Annotated in this window: 18 protein-coding genes; 10 read left to right on the forward strand and 8 right to left on the reverse strand. The window is 41.2% G+C overall.

Annotation, left to right across the window (positions count from 1 at the left end):
• Positions 1 to 196: 196 nt before the first annotated feature.
• Positions 197 to 796, reverse strand: a complete 600-nt coding sequence (locus AC3KZC_RS00820) for an acetate uptake transporter (RefSeq protein ID WP_490578328.1) — start codon at positions 794 to 796, stop codon at positions 197 to 199.
• A 320-nt stretch (positions 797 to 1,116) separates the two neighbouring features.
• Here AC3KZC_RS00820 and AC3KZC_RS00825 point away from each other — a divergent pair, with 320 nt between their 5' ends.
• Positions 1,117 to 1,260, forward strand: coding sequence for a hypothetical protein (locus AC3KZC_RS00825; RefSeq protein WP_490578327.1), 144 nt, complete (start codon positions 1,117 to 1,119; stop codon positions 1,258 to 1,260).
• A gap of 36 nt (positions 1,261 to 1,296) precedes the next feature.
• Entirely contained in the window at positions 1,297 to 1,440 is a 144-nt protein-coding gene (locus tag AC3KZC_RS00830) for a hypothetical protein (RefSeq protein WP_009839197.1), read from the forward strand.
• A 109-nt stretch (positions 1,441 to 1,549) separates the two neighbouring features.
• On the opposite strand, the gene AC3KZC_RS00835 is transcribed toward AC3KZC_RS00830, so the two are convergent.
• The gene (locus AC3KZC_RS00835; protein ID WP_490578326.1) at positions 1,550 to 1,816 is read right to left on the reverse strand and encodes a hypothetical protein; all 267 of its coding nucleotides are present in this window, start codon (positions 1,814 to 1,816) and stop codon (positions 1,550 to 1,552) included.
• Between the two features lie 368 nt (positions 1,817 to 2,184).
• Here AC3KZC_RS00835 and AC3KZC_RS00840 point away from each other — a divergent pair, with 368 nt between their 5' ends.
• Both AC3KZC_RS00840 and AC3KZC_RS00845 read left to right on the forward strand, forming a co-directional pair.
• The gene (locus AC3KZC_RS00840; RefSeq protein WP_009839195.1) at positions 2,185 to 2,328 is read left to right on the forward strand and encodes a hypothetical protein; all 144 of its coding nucleotides are present in this window, start codon (positions 2,185 to 2,187) and stop codon (positions 2,326 to 2,328) included.
• A gap of 36 nt (positions 2,329 to 2,364) precedes the next feature.
• Complete coding sequence (locus tag AC3KZC_RS00845) at positions 2,365 to 2,508, forward strand: hypothetical protein (protein ID WP_009839197.1); 144 nt, start codon at positions 2,365 to 2,367, stop codon at positions 2,506 to 2,508.
• A gap of 105 nt (positions 2,509 to 2,613) precedes the next feature.
• Here the strand turns inward: AC3KZC_RS00845 and AC3KZC_RS00850 are convergent, their stop codons facing one another.
• Both AC3KZC_RS00850 and AC3KZC_RS00855 read right to left on the reverse strand, forming a co-directional pair.
• Entirely contained in the window at positions 2,614 to 4,089 is a 1,476-nt protein-coding gene (locus tag AC3KZC_RS00850) for a cobyric acid synthase (protein ID WP_490578325.1), read from the reverse strand.
• Positions 4,090 to 4,153: 64 nt separating this feature from the next.
• On the reverse strand, positions 4,154 to 4,981 hold the full coding sequence (locus tag AC3KZC_RS00855; RefSeq protein ID WP_490578324.1) for an SDR family NAD(P)-dependent oxidoreductase: 828 nt from the start codon (positions 4,979 to 4,981) through the stop codon (positions 4,154 to 4,156).
• A 136-nt stretch (positions 4,982 to 5,117) separates the two neighbouring features.
• On the opposite strand from AC3KZC_RS00855, the gene AC3KZC_RS00860 reads away from it, so the two are divergent.
• Complete coding sequence (locus AC3KZC_RS00860) at positions 5,118 to 6,032, forward strand: collagenase (protein WP_490578323.1); 915 nt, start codon at positions 5,118 to 5,120, stop codon at positions 6,030 to 6,032.
• A gap of 57 nt (positions 6,033 to 6,089) precedes the next feature.
• Here AC3KZC_RS00860 and AC3KZC_RS00865 read toward each other — a convergent pair whose 3' ends face one another.
• Positions 6,090 to 7,160: a hemin-degrading factor gene (locus AC3KZC_RS00865; protein ID WP_490578322.1), complete on the reverse strand. Its 1,071-nt coding sequence runs from the start codon at positions 7,158 to 7,160 to the stop codon at positions 6,090 to 6,092.
• Positions 7,161 to 7,169: 9 nt separating this feature from the next.
• Positions 7,170 to 9,257, reverse strand: a complete 2,088-nt coding sequence (locus AC3KZC_RS00870; RefSeq protein WP_490578321.1) for a TonB-dependent receptor, heme/hemoglobin family — start codon at positions 9,255 to 9,257, stop codon at positions 7,170 to 7,172.
• A gap of 187 nt (positions 9,258 to 9,444) precedes the next feature.
• On the opposite strand from AC3KZC_RS00870, the gene AC3KZC_RS00875 reads away from it, so the two are divergent.
• The 3 genes from AC3KZC_RS00875 to AC3KZC_RS00885 are packed head-to-tail and all read left to right on the forward strand — an operon-like array spanning position 9,445 to position 12,201.
• Positions 9,445 to 10,338 (forward strand): heme/hemin ABC transporter substrate-binding protein, encoded by an 894-nt coding sequence (locus AC3KZC_RS00875; protein WP_490578320.1) that lies wholly within the window; start codon positions 9,445 to 9,447, stop codon positions 10,336 to 10,338.
• Between the two features lie 2 nt (positions 10,339 to 10,340).
• A complete protein-coding gene (locus AC3KZC_RS00880) occupies positions 10,341 to 11,396 on the forward strand; it encodes a FecCD family ABC transporter permease (RefSeq protein ID WP_490578319.1) in 1,056 nt (351 codons plus the stop codon).
• 1 nt (position 11,397) lies between these two features.
• Positions 11,398 to 12,201, forward strand: a complete 804-nt coding sequence (locus AC3KZC_RS00885) for a heme ABC transporter ATP-binding protein (RefSeq protein ID WP_490578318.1) — start codon at positions 11,398 to 11,400, stop codon at positions 12,199 to 12,201.
• Between the two features lie 647 nt (positions 12,202 to 12,848).
• On the opposite strand, the gene AC3KZC_RS00890 is transcribed toward AC3KZC_RS00885, so the two are convergent.
• Positions 12,849 to 13,613 carry a substrate-binding periplasmic protein gene (locus AC3KZC_RS00890; protein WP_490578317.1) on the reverse strand — a complete coding sequence of 255 codons (765 nt, stop codon included), beginning with the start codon at positions 13,611 to 13,613 and terminating at the stop codon, positions 12,849 to 12,851.
• 221 nt (positions 13,614 to 13,834) lie between these two features.
• On the opposite strand from AC3KZC_RS00890, the gene AC3KZC_RS00895 reads away from it, so the two are divergent.
• A complete protein-coding gene (locus AC3KZC_RS00895; RefSeq protein ID WP_490578316.1) occupies positions 13,835 to 14,149 on the forward strand; it encodes a hypothetical protein in 315 nt (104 codons plus the stop codon).
• Positions 14,150 to 14,194: 45 nt separating this feature from the next.
• Complete coding sequence (locus AC3KZC_RS00900) at positions 14,195 to 14,773, forward strand: CBS domain-containing protein (protein ID WP_490578315.1); 579 nt, start codon at positions 14,195 to 14,197, stop codon at positions 14,771 to 14,773.
• Between the two features lie 54 nt (positions 14,774 to 14,827).
• Here the strand turns inward: AC3KZC_RS00900 and AC3KZC_RS00905 are convergent, their stop codons facing one another.
• On the reverse strand, positions 14,828 to 15,682 hold the full coding sequence (locus AC3KZC_RS00905; RefSeq protein ID WP_490578314.1) for a PA4780 family RIO1-like protein kinase: 855 nt from the start codon (positions 15,680 to 15,682) through the stop codon (positions 14,828 to 14,830).
• Between the last annotated feature and the right edge of the window lie 4 nt (positions 15,683 to 15,686).

A 15,686-nucleotide genomic window follows, 5' to 3' on the forward strand; every position in this document is an offset into this window, starting at 1 on the left:
AGTTTTTTGATGTGATGCAATGCAATTATAACTTAATTCAACAATTAGACACAGCTTAATAATTGTGCAATGTGTTCAGTGGTGGGTATATGGTGTTGTGTTTTGGTTAGGTGTTTTAATTTTAAATTGGATGATATGGCAAAAAAGCACTTGATTAGAGATCAAGTGCCTTTTTAGAGTAAGGTATTTAGTTAAACTAAGCGGCAATCTTTAGATCGACAGCAACAATAGGCTTTGCTTTTTCACCAATAGGTAGCACTGTGCGGCCAAATTGTTCATTAATAACGGTTGCCATTGCCAAGTAAATCGCAAGGCTACCAACTACAATACCTTCATAGGCGGCAATGACACCTATTAACTCGCTACCGGTAAAATCACGGGCTGCAAGTAAGAAAAATAATAAGGTAAGGCCTGCAAAAATAGCTTGTTTTACTTTATTAAAATGTACCGTTGCACAGGTCATAAAGAGTGTAAACACACCCCACATAAATAAATAACAACCCATGTAAGCTGCGGGTGTTGCATCAGCAACGCCTAACTTAGGTAAAATTAAAAGCACAACTAAGCTCCACCAAAATAATCCATAGGATAAAAAGGCTGTCATACCAAATGTATTGTTGCGACGATATTCCATAATTCCAGCAATAATTTGTGCTAGACCGCCATAACACAAGCCCATAGCAAGGATCATCGCACTGATTGGGAAAAAGCCAGCATTATGAATGTTAAGTAACACAGTGGTCATGCCAAAACCCATTAAACCAAGCGGGGCGGGGTTTGCCAATTGTGATTGCAAGATAATTACTCCAAAAGATAAAAGTGACCCAGATATAGGGCGCGGCATTATAAAGTTGTCAGTTCATTGCATCAATCGAATTACCGCAGTTTGATGATGCTATTTTTTCACTTTCATCGCTGTGGGTTCTTTGTTAAGCGTATTGCAGTTTCTTTATCAACTTTGCTGGCAGTTCAGGAAGTTTATCGCCAGTTTTGACCTTTAATCACCTTACTTTACCACTCATCACATAGTCACAAACAGGGCAAAGAATCTTGCCTACTATTACCTCAACGAAACGGCAAACAGCCACTTAATTAAAAACTTACAAGGTAATTATCATGACTTCATCAAACATCATCGAATTTGCAACAACATCAGTTTTCGCTTTAGCAGGTATCGCGTTTTTAGCCACAGCAGGCATGGCTTCTGCAGTTATCATCGGTTCAGTGTTGGCAGGCGGTTATATCTTAGCAACTCGTTAATTCAGTTAAATTTAAACGTTAAAAAGGAGCAGAAAAATGAATACATCATCAATGGTTGAATCAATCGCAACATCAGTTTTAGCAGTAGCAGGCATCGTATTTTTAACCACAATTGGTATGGCGTCAGCAGTGGTCGCGGGAACTGTTTTAGCGGGTGGGTATATTTTAGCAACGCGATAAACAGCAATGAAATAAACAAGGAGGCTGCCTATGCAGTTAAGCCCCAAGCGTGAATAAAAAAGCACTGAACCCTAAAGGTCAGTGCTTTTTTGTTGAGTAACGTTGTGTGTTAAGAATCAGTTTGCTTAGATTTAATGGCTTGTAGCTCACTTTCTAGCGCCACAATTCTTTGATGGTGATACAGCAAAATATTGATTAAAGCAGCAAAGTACAAAATAAAAGGAGAGATAAAGTCTCGGTCACTCAAAGCCGTACTGGTTTTAACTGACTTAAACAAGTTCAGTAATTCAGGAAAAAATAACAAAAAGGTTCCAGTAATAAGTAAAAACCTCATCTGCCAGTTGAATCGATTTTTGTGATTATGTTGCATGTTCATATTTCATCCGATGCTTAACGATAAAAAGATTGAATCAGCCGCTTTATTAAACATGAGAGTTAATTAGCGTACTTGATTGAGTCCAATTATCCACAATTTGAATAGTTTATCGTGAGTGATTAACTACAAAACCATACATTATTAATTGAGTTAAATAAGATTGCAAATAGCCTATTTTGGGCGCTTCACTTTTATTTTAAATCACACAGAGTTAACTCTAGATCTATAACGGATCCGTAATATTTACCCTTTATCACCTCACTTTACCACTCATCACATAGTCACAAACAGGGCAAAGAATCTTGCCTACTATTACCTCAACGAAACGGCAAACAGCCACTTAATTAAAAACTTAAAAGGTAATTATCATGACTTCATCAAACATCATCGAATTTGCAACAACATCAGTCTTCGCTTTAGCAGGTATCGCGTTTTTAGCGACAGCAGGTATGGCATCAGCGGTTGTAACTGGTTCTGTTATTGCAGGCGGTTATATCTTAGCAACACGTTAATTCAGTTAAATTTAAAAGTTAAAAAGGAGCAGAAAAATGAATACATCATCAATGGTTGAATCAATCGCAACATCAGTTTTAGCAGTAGCAGGCATCGTATTTTTAACCACAATTGGCATGGCGTCAGCAGTGGTCGCGGGAACTGTTTTAGCGGGTGGGTATATTTTAGCAACGCGATAAACAGCAATGAAATAAACAAGGAGGCTGCCTATGCAGTTAAGCCCCAAGCGCGAATAAAAAAGCACTGAACCCCAACGGTCAGTGCTTTTTTGTATGTGCAGATTGTTATTGAGTGCTGTCTAATTTCAACAATCCCTTAATCTGTTCAATTGGCCAGACTTTTTCGACTTCATCGGCTAAGTAGTCGAGTTGCTGATCGCGAAAAGCGGGATAGTCAAACGGAGTGATGTGTTTAAGGCCTGCCCATGAGAGCCAGCTTTCGAGTAAAGCCTGATTGTCTAAAATACCATGTAAATAGGTGCCTTTTATTTGACCGTCATCACTTTGTGCACCTTCGGCAATATCGCCATTAAGTGTAAAAAGTGGGCGCGATAAAGCCTCGCCTTGTGAAACGCCTAAATGAATTTCGTAGCCTTTAATAGGTGCTTGAGTACTTTGGCAAATACCGCTGACATTCGTGAGGGTTTTCTCGCTCTGAAGCTCCGTGGTCATGGCCAGCAAACCTAATCCTTGAGATTGGGTGGCTTGTGCCGATTCGAGTGCATGAGGGTCGCTAATACTTTGACCCAGCATTTGATAGCCGCCACAAATTCCTAGCATTTTACCGCCATAGCGTAAATGTTGATTAATGACACTTTGCCAGCCTTGTTGTTTTAGCCACGCTAAATCGGCTTGTACATTTTTACTGCCCGGTAAAATAATTAAGTCGCTGTATGGTGCTTCGTTTGGTGTACGGGCAAACGTGAGTTCTACATTGGGATGTAAGCGTAGCACGTCAAAATCGGTGTGGTTTGAAATCCGAGGATAAACGATCACCGTTACTTTAATGTGATTTTTTTGGTCGAGTGTTTGGCTAAAATCAATCGCATCTTCTGCTTCAATGTGTAAATTTTGAATATAAGGAATGGTTGCCAGTACCGGAATACCCAAGCGTGCTTCAAGCCAATCAATACCAGGCTGTAATAAGCTGATGTCACCACGAAACTTATTGATAATAAAACCTTTGACTCTTTGTTGCTCGCTGGGGCTGAGTAAATCATAAGTACCTACCAAATGAGCAAACACACCGCCTTTGTCGATGTCGGCTACAATAATTACCGAGCAATCGGCTTCTTCGGCAAAACCCATATTGGCAATATCGCGATCGCGCAGGTTGATTTCGGCAGGGCTGCCTGCGCCTTCAACAATCACCGCTTGATATTGCTCTGTTAAGCGCTGGTGGGCAGCCAAAACATGGCCCAGCATTTTAGGTTTGTATTGGTGGTAATCAAAGGCATCGATATTTCCGATTGATTTACCAAGTAAAATAACTTGAGCGCCAATGTCAGAGTTGGGTTTAAGTAATACCGGATTCATATCAACATGAGGTGGAATTTTTGCAGCTTCAGCCTGTACTGCCTGCGCACGGCCAATTTCACCTCCTTGTGTGGTCACCGCGCTATTAAGCGCCATATTTTGTGGCTTAAAAGGGGCAACGTGAACGCCGTGGCGTACTAAAATACGGCACAGGGCAGCAACAAGTACGCTTTTACCTGCATCTGACGTGGTGCCTTGCACCATCAGGGTATTGGGGCTTTTCATTTTATTCGCTTAATGAATCAATAATATACCGATTGTACCGTTAAATTTGGGAATTGACCGAGTGTTAATGGCTGCGATTACGGTATTTTTGTTTGTTTTTCTTGCCTATTTTATAAAGCAGGCCTCGTGTGGCACGGCGAAAGCTTGGCAGTAAATATCCTAGTGTGGTGAGTTTACCGCTAAACCAAGGCATGGCGATTTCGGTACGAGTGCTTTGGCTAAGTGTTAATACATTCTTTGCCACTTGCTCAGGTGTCGACATCGGCTGTGAATATACAATGTCTTCAACCACATCGATTTCTTCCATGATAAAAGCGGTATCGATGGGCCCTGGTGAAACGACAGCGACATTAATATTTTTTTGAATTAACTCATCATGCAACGCGTACGTAAAAGCGCGTAAACCCGCTTTGGTGGCACTGTAAGTAGCTGCGCCTTGCAGTGGTGCGCGCCCAGCAAGCGAGCCAACCATCACAATGGCGTTGTGATGGTTGGCTGTAGCGGGCTTTGGCATGTGAGGCAATGCTAAAGCACACAAATAAATAGGGGCGCGTAAGTTCACATCGACCATCGCAGCCATTTGTTCAGCTGATTGTGCACTAAATTCACCGCGATGATGAAGACCTGCGTTGTTAATCAGAATATTTACTTGGCCAAAGTGCAATACAGTGTGCTGAATAATGTTTTTACAATCATCGAGCTGTGCAATGTCAGCACTTAAGGTTTGAATTTGGCATTGTGGGTATTGATGCTTAAGATCACATGCAAGCGCATCAAGTGCCGTTAAACCCCGAGCGACGAGCATTAAATTGGCGCCTTGTGCTGCAAATTGGTGAGCGCAGGCTGCGCCCACCCCTTTGGACGCCCCAGTGATCACAACAGTTAAACTCATAATGTGGCCTTGTATTTTTATTATTGAAACCTGAGCTTACTGCTACGCCTTGCAATGTCAAAACAATCGTGAGGCTTTACTTTGTAATTAGCCAATGATTAAATGTGGATATTGTATGCAATTTAAGTTATTTAAAATGAGATTAAAAAAGATTGGGTTATGCCTTTCGCTTGCAGGGCTTGTAGCGTGTAGCCAAACTAAAGTTGCGCCACAAGTAGTCGCTCCTCAGGAGGGCAGTTTAGCTGCAGTATTAAGCCAAGTGCACGATTGTAGCCCAAGTATTACCTTGCGATCACAAGCACTTGAACCGTTTCAAATAGAGCAAGCTTGCGTCATGCTTGCAGCACAAGAAGCGTTATTTCATCAAACGTTTAATACGTTAAATAAGCCGGTAGCGAACGATAACAATACTAATATGCGCGCCAATATTTATGCCGACCGTGATGCGTACGTAAAATATGTTACCGAGCATTTTGATGTACCAAGTGACAATGGTGGTATGTATTTAGAGGGCTTGCCGCATTTAGCTGACAACCATGCTGAATTTGTTGCCTATGAGCGTAACGGTGGCATTTGGAATTTACGCCATGAATACATTCATTATTTGGATGGCCGTTTTAATATGTATGGTGATTTTTGCGCCTCGTTACATGATTCCCACTCAGCGCCCGAATATTGCCCGCAGCCTGCACCGTTATTACCGCATTTAGTGTGGTGGAATGAAGGGGTTGCTGAGTACATATCCCATCAGCAAAATAATCCACGCGCCATTAAAAATGGTACAAAACAAACCTATAAACTGAGCGAACTTTTTAATACCAGTTATGAGCAAAATGGTGGCGCAGACCGTGTATATGATTGGGGATATTTAGCGGTACGATTTATGATGGAGCAACATCGAGATCAAATAGACATCATGCTCAGCCTGACGCGCAAAGGCTTTTACAGCCGCTATCAAGCCTTAGTAAAACAATGGGGCCCGCAATACGATAGTGAATTTAGTCAGTGGCTAAACGCGCAAGCCGCGCAGTTACCAATACAAAAGACCTAAAAACAAAAAAAGCCAACTTATTGAAAAATAAGTTGGCTTTGCTTGAGGTTGTTGGAATTATGCAACTTGTGGTTGAGTGTTGCTAATTGGGTGGTGTATTGCAATGTTGCGCACTAACTGTTGCCAATCTTGGTTCACGCTGTTTCCTTCATCTCGTCGGCCAAACAAGGTTAAAATGGTATCGCCTTGCGCATCAAAAAATTCAACAGAGCTAATAATATTTTGCCCTTTATCCGTTGGTTTATGCACTAACCATGCTTGTGCCAATTGGGCAGTATCCACATGTAAGTTGAAATCACTATCGAGCACGTTAAACCAGCCTTTAAACCATTTTAATTGTTCTACATAACCTGAAAAAATTTGCACCGCGCCGCGGTTACCTACAAAAACCATGATTTCAATTTGGTCATCACGCACTTGATTCATGATTGCTTCGAGCGCTGTGGTTGATAGGGGTTGTGCCCACTGCGAACCTGCTAAATTAAGCGCCTGTAAACGTGATACTTGGTGTTTTTCAAGCATTTTTGGAAAGTCATGTACATCTTGTAATTGCTGCCAATCGGATTTAAATGCAGCAATATCGACTGCTTCATCAGCTACTGTAGTTGCAACGACTTTGGCGTGAGTATCAAGTTGTAATGGCGCTAGTGTCGGGGTTTTAAAGTCACAAATTAGCTGGTGGAACGCACTTAAATCAGTGTCTTTTGTGCTAAAAATCTTTTGTACTGCGTTACCAAAGCAGTCAAAAAATTGAAAGCTCATGTGTTTATCGGTAATTTGTGCATAACCACTATGCCATTGGTATAAAAATAAGCGCAGATCAATGCCACCTGGGTTAATCGCAATCGCAATTTCTTTATCGCCATGGGTATTCACATACAGCTTTTCATACTGACCTGTAAGCTCATGCACAACAGCGTTATTGCGAGTGAGCGCCATCACTGGGCCAATGTTTTTTAATTTTTTCAACAAGTCGGCAAAGCGATGTTGCAAACGAAATACCGTGTCGCCAGTTTGAATATCGAGTAATTGCGCTTCTGAAATCCCAAGTTTAATGGCTGCATCGCGGGCTCGAAGTTGAGGGGTTTCAGCTAGTAGGGCATGGTATTGGGTTAAAAGTGAAGTCATAATTTTACCTTAAAATTGATAGCTAATTTGTATTTTTGCATTACGGCCAACGCCATAATTACCAATAGCACCACCTGTACCTGCAACCACTTGATATTCAGTATTAAAAAGGTTATCGAGCGCTAACTTTAGTTCAACGTTTTGATTAAAATGCCAATTTGCATAAGCGTTGACCAAGGTATAACCATCATGTTGAGAAATTTCACTTTGGCGAGTGTGCATGTTGAATGACCTTACCTTGCGACTTTGTACATGTTTAAAGGTCATGCCTACTGAGGCATCATTAAAGAGTAAACCGGTATCAAATACCAAGTTATCAGCGGGTAATTGCCATAATGGGTCGTTGTTATGGTCGTTGCCAGAAACCTCACCATATACAAGGTTGCTATACATGAATTTGTTGGCGTAGCTCAGTTCAAACTCGTAACCGTGGCGATCGTTATTACCTATGTTGTTGTAGCGTGGAGCAGGAGCCGGATTTGAAATAGGGCTTGTTTGACTGAGGATTTCATCATCCACAGCGGTATCAAAATACACGATACGAGTCAGTAAGCTATCGTGTTCAACTAATACATGATCTAAGCTGGCAGTTGCACCCAGTTCGTGACTTTTACTGGTTTCGATATCAAGTTTAAAATTCGGTAAACGCCCACCATAACGGTCATACAACTCATCAATGAGGGGGGCTCGAAAGCCTTCTTGGTAGCTGTAAAACAGGTTGAAATTATCGCTGACTTGATAATTAATTGATGCGGCCGGCACGATGTGGTCGTGATTAACGTCAGCATTATGGTTGTTTGGTAGCTTGGCTAAAAATTCAGAAGTGGGTGTTGATTGATATTTTTCATAGCGTAACCCCGCTGTTAACGTGAAGGCCTGCCATTGATATTCATCTTGTATATACAATGCAAAGCGGTCTTGCTCACCGGCTGGTTGCGAGCTCATTTGTGAGGTCGCTGCAGATTCACCGTATTGTTCACATTGATAAGTGGCACGGTTGAGTTTTAAGCAAGGTAGAGCCGTTTTATTACCAATGCGTTCTTGGCTGGTGTATTGCAAACCATAGGTTAGCGCATGCTGGTTTAAGTGAGAGGTATTGCTGATGTCGATGGTATTAAGGTTGTATTGGTAATCTGATTCAATACCAATAAAATCAGCAAGCGATGGGCTTGCATCGCTTTCTGTAACATGACTTTGGCTTTGGCCTAGCTTTACCTTTAAATCAACCCATGCATTGTTTGGGCTGTGGTGTGAGTATTCTAAATTATAGGTTGTTTGTGTCACATCACGATAAACTGTGCCCCACGCGCCTTTATCTGTAGTATTAAATTCAGTGCGTTGTGCATCTTGGCTTTGGCTGGCATTAAACGAAATCGCCTGAGTATCGTTAAAATCATAACTGGCTTTAGCGAGCCAAGAGTTACTTTTAATGGCTGAATTATTTAATGTTGTATCGTTTGAAAGCTCAAAATCATCTGATTTTCGGTCGATGTAAGCGAAGAGTAAGTCGAGCTCCTCAATGGGTTTGGCGTACGCAAAAACAGAGGCATTTTTTTGATCGTTGTTACTGTGGTGACCTACTTTTACTTTTGCGCCTAAGGTTTGGTTATCGCGTAAAAAGTCATTGGCCTCTTTGAGTTCAAATTGCACTAAGCCACCAAGCGCCCCACCGCCATGCAATACCGTGCTTGGGCCACGCTTGATGCTGACATTGCGATAGAGTTCGGCATCGATAAACAAGCTGCCCATGCGATATTTTTCGAAGGTTTGCACTGCACCGTCGAGTGTTACCATCACATCTTCAGCATCACTAAAACCACGAATATTAAACTTATAACCATTGCTAAATGGCCCACCATCACCAGAGGTATTGGGGATTAAATCGAGTGACTCAAAAATAGAGCCGCTGAGTTTACGTTCAATATCGGTTGTATCAATAACATTAACAGCCTGAGAGGTTGCAAGTGTTGCTTTTTCTGTGCGCGTTGCGGTGACTGTGGTTTTGTCTAAAGTTGTGATAGCACTGCTAGCATGGGCATTTTGCAGTGCAGGAAGTAGCGATAGGGAAATACAAATTGCGAGTTTTGAACGCAACATAACACTCTCCGAAAGATTAAATAAAGCAAGTTGTTTGCTATAAGTCCTTTTATAAGCTACCAAATAATAATAGAAATGAGAAGTGTTATCATTTACATTATTTTGATTCTTGGTACAATCCACACATCAAAGCCAATATGTTTCTGGCTTTATCTGTTGGATTGAGTGAAAACCTAAAGGTGAAATGATGATCAAAAAACTAGTATTACTCGGTATCGCAAGTTTATTTAGTTATGCGGCTTATGCTGATGTTGAGCGTGTGGTTATATCAGGGGGATCAATCACTGAGATTGTGTATGCACTAGGTCAGCAAGATAAAATTGTAGGGCTAGATAGCACCAGCACTTTCCCTAGCATCGCAACGTCTAAACCACAAATTGGTTATGTGAGGCGTATCGGAGTTGAGGGGGTTTTGGCTTTGCAGCCTGATTTATTATTAGGCGAAGCTGACACTGGCCCTGAAAAGTCACTTAAACAACTGCAAGAGATGGGATTAAAAACGGTGATTTTTTCTAAAGAAGATGACTTTAATCACATTGAAGCGAAAGTAAAAAGAGTTGCTCAATTGTTAGGTGTAGAGCCTCAATCAGAGGCAATTTTGGCCGACATAGCCCATCAACGTGCTGTACTAAGGGCTATTTTGGCCAAGCCGAATAAACAATCTCCTAAGGTTTTATTTGTATTGTCTGCTCGCAGTGGTCAGCCGCTAGCCGCGGGTGCTGGAACCAGTGCGGACCAAGTCATTACAGCTGCAGGCGGCATTAATCTAACTGCTACATTTGATGGCTGGAAACCGTTATCAGTCGAATCGGCTGCAAATCTGAACCCAGATGTCATTATCATGATGGGTACGCATGGGAGTAACAACACAGATAAACTGGCAAAGCTGCCACACTTTCAATTTTCAAATGCAATAAAAAATCAGCGCGTACATACTTTTGATGGTGGTTACTTACTGGGTATGGGCCCGCGTACGCCACAAGCTGTAGTGGAGTTAGCCAGTTTATTTCACCTAAATGGCCAATTACCACCAGGTTATCAATTTAATCATGCCAAAACGGCACAATCTGCGAGTTTATAACGATGTGGATTGAGCAATCTTTATTGGCAAGCCAGAGTAAACCGCGGCAGTTATTTATCCCATTTTTATGCTGCTTAGTTGTTATAGTCAGTTTGATTGGGCTGCAGATTGGTGCAATTCCAATGTCTTGGTCGCAACTGATTAAAGTGTTCAGTTATAACCAAGAAAATAATTTAGCTGATACGGTGATTTGGCAAATTCGTTTACCGCGACTTGTATTGTGCGTAATTGTTGGGGCTGGGCTTGGTGCGTGTGGTGCGGCTATGCAAGCTATTTTTAGAAACCCATTAGCTGATCCTGGTTTAATTGGTGTTGCAGGCGGGGCTGCGCTGGGCGCTGTGAGTATTATTGTATTAGGTTCGAGTCTTTTAGTCGATTTTAGTGACATATTTGCTATTTATGCTGTTCCAGTAGGAGCTTTTTTAGGTGCTTTATTGGTTTGTGGTTTTATTTATCGACTCAGCAGTCATGGTGGTGAGTTTACTATTGTGAGCCTGTTGTTAGCAGGTATTGCTGTTAACGCTATAGTGGGTTCTTTAATTGGTTTACTGACGCTTATTAGTAATGATCAACAGCTGCGCGATTTGACTTTTTGGAGTATGGGGTCGCTTGCGGGTAATAGCTGGAAAATGATCACACCTGTTGCGATTGTGATTATATTAACGTGTCTTGCGTTGTTGAAATTTTCGTTGCCACTTAATTTGTATTTGCTTGGTGAGCAACAAGCGAAACATTTAGGTCTTGATGTTGTAAAGCTAAAAAAACAGGTCTTTTTATGTACCGCGCTGTGTTTAGGTGCGGCTGTTTCAATTACAGGGGTGATTGGTTTTGTTGGTTTTATTGTACCCCATGTCGTGCGTTTACTGATTGGCCCTGATCATCGTTATTTAATGCCAGCGAGTATGTTATTAGGGGGAATTTTACTCAGCGTGGCTGATTTGTTTGCTCGTACCTTAATTTTACCTGCTGAGTTACCAATAGGGTTATTAACCAGCGCAATTGGTGGGCCATTTTTTTTATTAATGTTGTTTAAAACATTTTCACCCCAGCGAGGCTAGCATGCTTAAACTTGATAATATAAGTGTCACCATTGGCGGTAAAACAATTCTAGATCATGTATCTATGTCTGTTACTGCGGGCCAATTAGTAGCGATCATTGGCCCAAATGGAGCGGGCAAGTCGAGTGCACTCAAAGCGATGACGGGCGATTATGTGCCTAAGTTTGGTCGAGTAAGTTTAAATCATCAGCCCTTAAAACAGTTTAGTTTTGCACAGTTGGCGCAATTGCGTGCCGTGATGAGCCAATGTTATGAAATGCACTTTCCATTTTCAGTTCGTGAGGTCATTGAGATGGGAGGGTTTGCTTTTGCTGAACAGCTGACTGCACCAGAGCACGAAGTGATGTTTAAAAAAGTAGTAGGTATGGTTGATGTTGCGCCACTTCTTGATTGTAGTTTTACGCAATTGTCAGGAGGTGAGCAGCAACGGGTGCAACTTGCTCGAGTGTTATTACAGCTATTACCAGCGTTAGAGTCTACGAGGTTGCAACTGACTGGCACACCGTATTTATTGATTGATGAACCCACAGCCAGTTTAGATTTATTTCATCAGTATCAAGTGATGAATATAGCTAAAACAATAGCTCAACAGGGGGCGGGAGTTGTGGCTGTATTGCACGACTTATCGTTAGCCGCCAGTTTTGCTGATTATATTTATATCATGCAACAGGGCAAGATTGTGGCCGAAGGCTCGCCAGAGCAGGTGTTGCATACACAAAATTTAGAACGTGTTTATCAAGTGAAGGCGAATTTGGTTAGTTGTCATAATTACTTTCCTCATTTACAAATCGCAACAGTTGCATAAAGGGCTGTCATTACTTTGTCTCCCATTCTTAAAATAAGGAGCTAATCAGCTCCTTTAGCTATTAGCTTCGTAGTTAATCAATCTCAATACCTCCCGTATATGATCGGGTGTTGGCCGTACGCCTTCAGCTCAATCACAGAGTGCATCTATGCTTATGAGGGTTTATACCAATCGTAATAAATAACTGATCACCCTAGCTTGTTAAAACACTCGATAACTTCGTTAGATTTTTTGATTGTAGAATAACTACTTATCGAAAAAATCTACCTTGTTCTCAAACGTTTTTCCTACGCTATTTTTGATCACTTACTTATCGTGATTGGTATTAGACGCTTGTCGTCCACGTATACCTTGAAATTCATGCGGTATAAATCTATTTTGGGCAGCGATTTTTTACGCGAACAGCGGATCATCTATTGAGGCGTCAATTCACCTATTATCTTTTGTAACTGACTTTAGCGCACAAACGAAAGTGGATATCCACTATATTTTCAGTGACTGTGGCATAAGCGATAATAAAGCGGTGGGTGTGAGTTTTGACTGTTTTAAGTTGGTCATTTTCAATTAGTGCAAGAATGGTTACTTCAAGCCAGTGATGATGCCAGCTTTAAACAGGCTTACCATTAATGCCTCATAGCTTGACCCAACTACGGTGTTACAAAGTGATTAATCGGTTCATCAAGTTCAATGCGCCATTTTGCTTTTAATTGGGTAATTTTGCCCGAGGTTTGCAGCATGGCGTATGCGGCTTGATAGCGCGCTACTAGTTTTGTGTCGCTTTGTAAATTAAACGCAATGCTTAGGTTTTCGGTGAAAGAATCGGCTTTAAGTACTTTTTTTATATCGGAAAAGTTAAGGTTAAGGGCGCTTAATTGTAAACGAAGGGCGGTTTCAGTACTAAGGATAAATTTAGCCCTTTTCTTAAAAAGCATCCCCACATACTGTTCTGGGCTTGCTACGCGTTCTAACTGTGTAAAATGCTGGTGGGTTAATAACTGTTCAATATAAGACTCTTGTGCAACAGCGATAGGCTCATTTTTAAGCTGAGTAAGCGAAAGAATGTGCTGTATTTGGGTTTCTTGTAGTGCCCAAACAAAAACAGGCTCGTTACTTAAAGTGCCAACCCAGTGAAACAGCTTTTCTCGCGCACCTGTGCGCGACATTGATAAAATCAACGTGTTTTCTTCAATCGTGACTATGTGATAAGCCCGCGCCCAAGGCACTACGTCTAAATCAACTTTCGTATTTGTGATTGCTGCCAATTCATTCAGTACATCAATAGCAAAGCCTTCGACATGATCGCCATAGGTTATTTGGTATGGAGGTAAGTGCTCCGCAACGACTTTAATTGAAGTTGCAAAACTCGTATGGCAATACAAGAAAAGCAAACCATATATGATTTTTGTATACATCACGATGACTAAAATTGTCTTTGTTTCTAAAATTATGAAAATTTTCAATATTTTCAATATTTACAATAAAAGAATAAAAATTACCATGTAATTAAAATGTAAATTAAATATATGTTAAATATAAATTAAATATAAGGTGTTAATTTTATCGATTTAGCTATTGTCAAAGTGGTAATTTTGCCTTATTTATAAGGTAAGGCGCTCAGTAAAAGGTTGTTATGATGCCAAACCGTATTACACAGATTAAATACTTAACTTCACTTGTTTTTGCGATGAGTTTTGTGTGTTTATCTGCTTGGTTTGGTCAAACTCACATTGTCTTTGGCCAAGCCTCGGTTGAGTTAAATGCACCTCTTGATGATAAACCTATCGCGCTTGATTCAAATGATAAGCTGATAGACTTAATTGCCAATAAGCCACTTAACTTGCCATGTTGTTGCGGTTGTTGTCAGCATCACGAACCCTATCAATGTCATACCCAAAATAATCCTTACCTCATTGCGCTGCAGCGCGCACCGCCGTCGCAGTTGATTTAATTTATCGTGCAAAAAAAACAATAAATCGATTTGAGGTAGTAAATTATGAATACGTTTAAAGAATTAAATACAAAATTATTAAATAACTGTGATGTACGTCAACCACCGGTTCAAGCAATGCTAACGCTTGCAGATCCAGTCAAAAATATTGTAACGGATTTTAGTCTGTATAATCCCCTTCGCTTAAAAGCAATGGTGGGCATTGATGATGCATTAACTGCACTTAAAAATGCCGCGACGTCGTTTAGTTTAGTGATGAATGATAAAGGCCAGTTGGCTGGTGTGATGACAGCTGCTGATTTACAGTCAGCTAAGGTATTAAGCTTGGCGCATCAACAAGGTCTTAATCGCAAAGATTTAACCGTTGAAGATATGATGACACCCATTAGCAAAGCACATGGGGTGAGCCAGCATTACATGGACCGTGCCAGCATAGGCGATACGTTACATACGATGGAAAAACGAGGAGTGATGTTTTTATTGGTATTATCAACCACTGATAACCAAATTTGCGGTTTAATATCTGCTCGTGAGATATCAAGACGTTTGAACATCCCTTTACATATTAGCCCGATTGCATCTGGTTTTCATGAAGTGATGCTGTCAGTTGATCATCCGCATTAATCACAATGATTTGATAATTTAGTGCAACCAAAAAAGCCCATTTTATGGGCTTTTTTAATCTTCTTCAGCTGCTTGAATTCGCGCTTGGTTTTCTTGCATTTGTTCAAACGCCGCTTTGATTTCATCAAGTACTGCATCAACATCTGCATTTTGTTCAACCGCCTCAACAACCCCAAACAGTTCTGTTTCAGGTGTGAGCTCACCAGCTTCGTATAGCCCCCACATTTCTTCGCCAAATTGAGTATCAATGAGCTCTGGTGCGTATTGACCATAATAAAGGTTCATATTACGAACATCGCGAAGAAACATGCGTTCAGCATTGTTATTGGCTGAGGCATTAACGGCTTGTGGTAAATCTATGATAACAGGGCCATATTCATCAACTAGCACGTTAAATTCAGATAAGTCACCGTGAACAATGCCTGCACAAAGCATTAAACGAATGTAGTGGATCATCACTGCATGATCTTCAATGGCTTGCTCTGCTGACATGGCCACATCATTTAAGCGTGGTGCAACATCGCCATTTTCGTCAGTAACAAGTTCCATCAGCAAGACGCCGTCGTAGCAACCAAAAGGTTCGGGTACGCGCACCCCAGCTTTTGCTAGGGTAAAAAGCGCATCGACCTCGTGGTGTTGCCATGCATTTTCTTGTTCTTTACGGCCAAATTTAGAGCCTTTTTCCATCGCTCTTGCTCGGCGACTATTACGTACTTTGCGGCCTTCTTGGTATTGTACCGCTTGTTTGAAACTGCGTTGTGCGGCTTCTTTATAAACCTTTGCGCAGCGAATAGCCTCACCGCAGCGTACTACGTACACTGTTGCTTCTTTGCCACTCATTAATTGGCTGATGACTTCATCAACCAAACCGTCTTCAACTAACGGTAAAATTCGTTTTGGTGTTTTCATAGCG

The organism is Pseudoalteromonas sp. J2K-J031, from assembly GCF_058197095.2.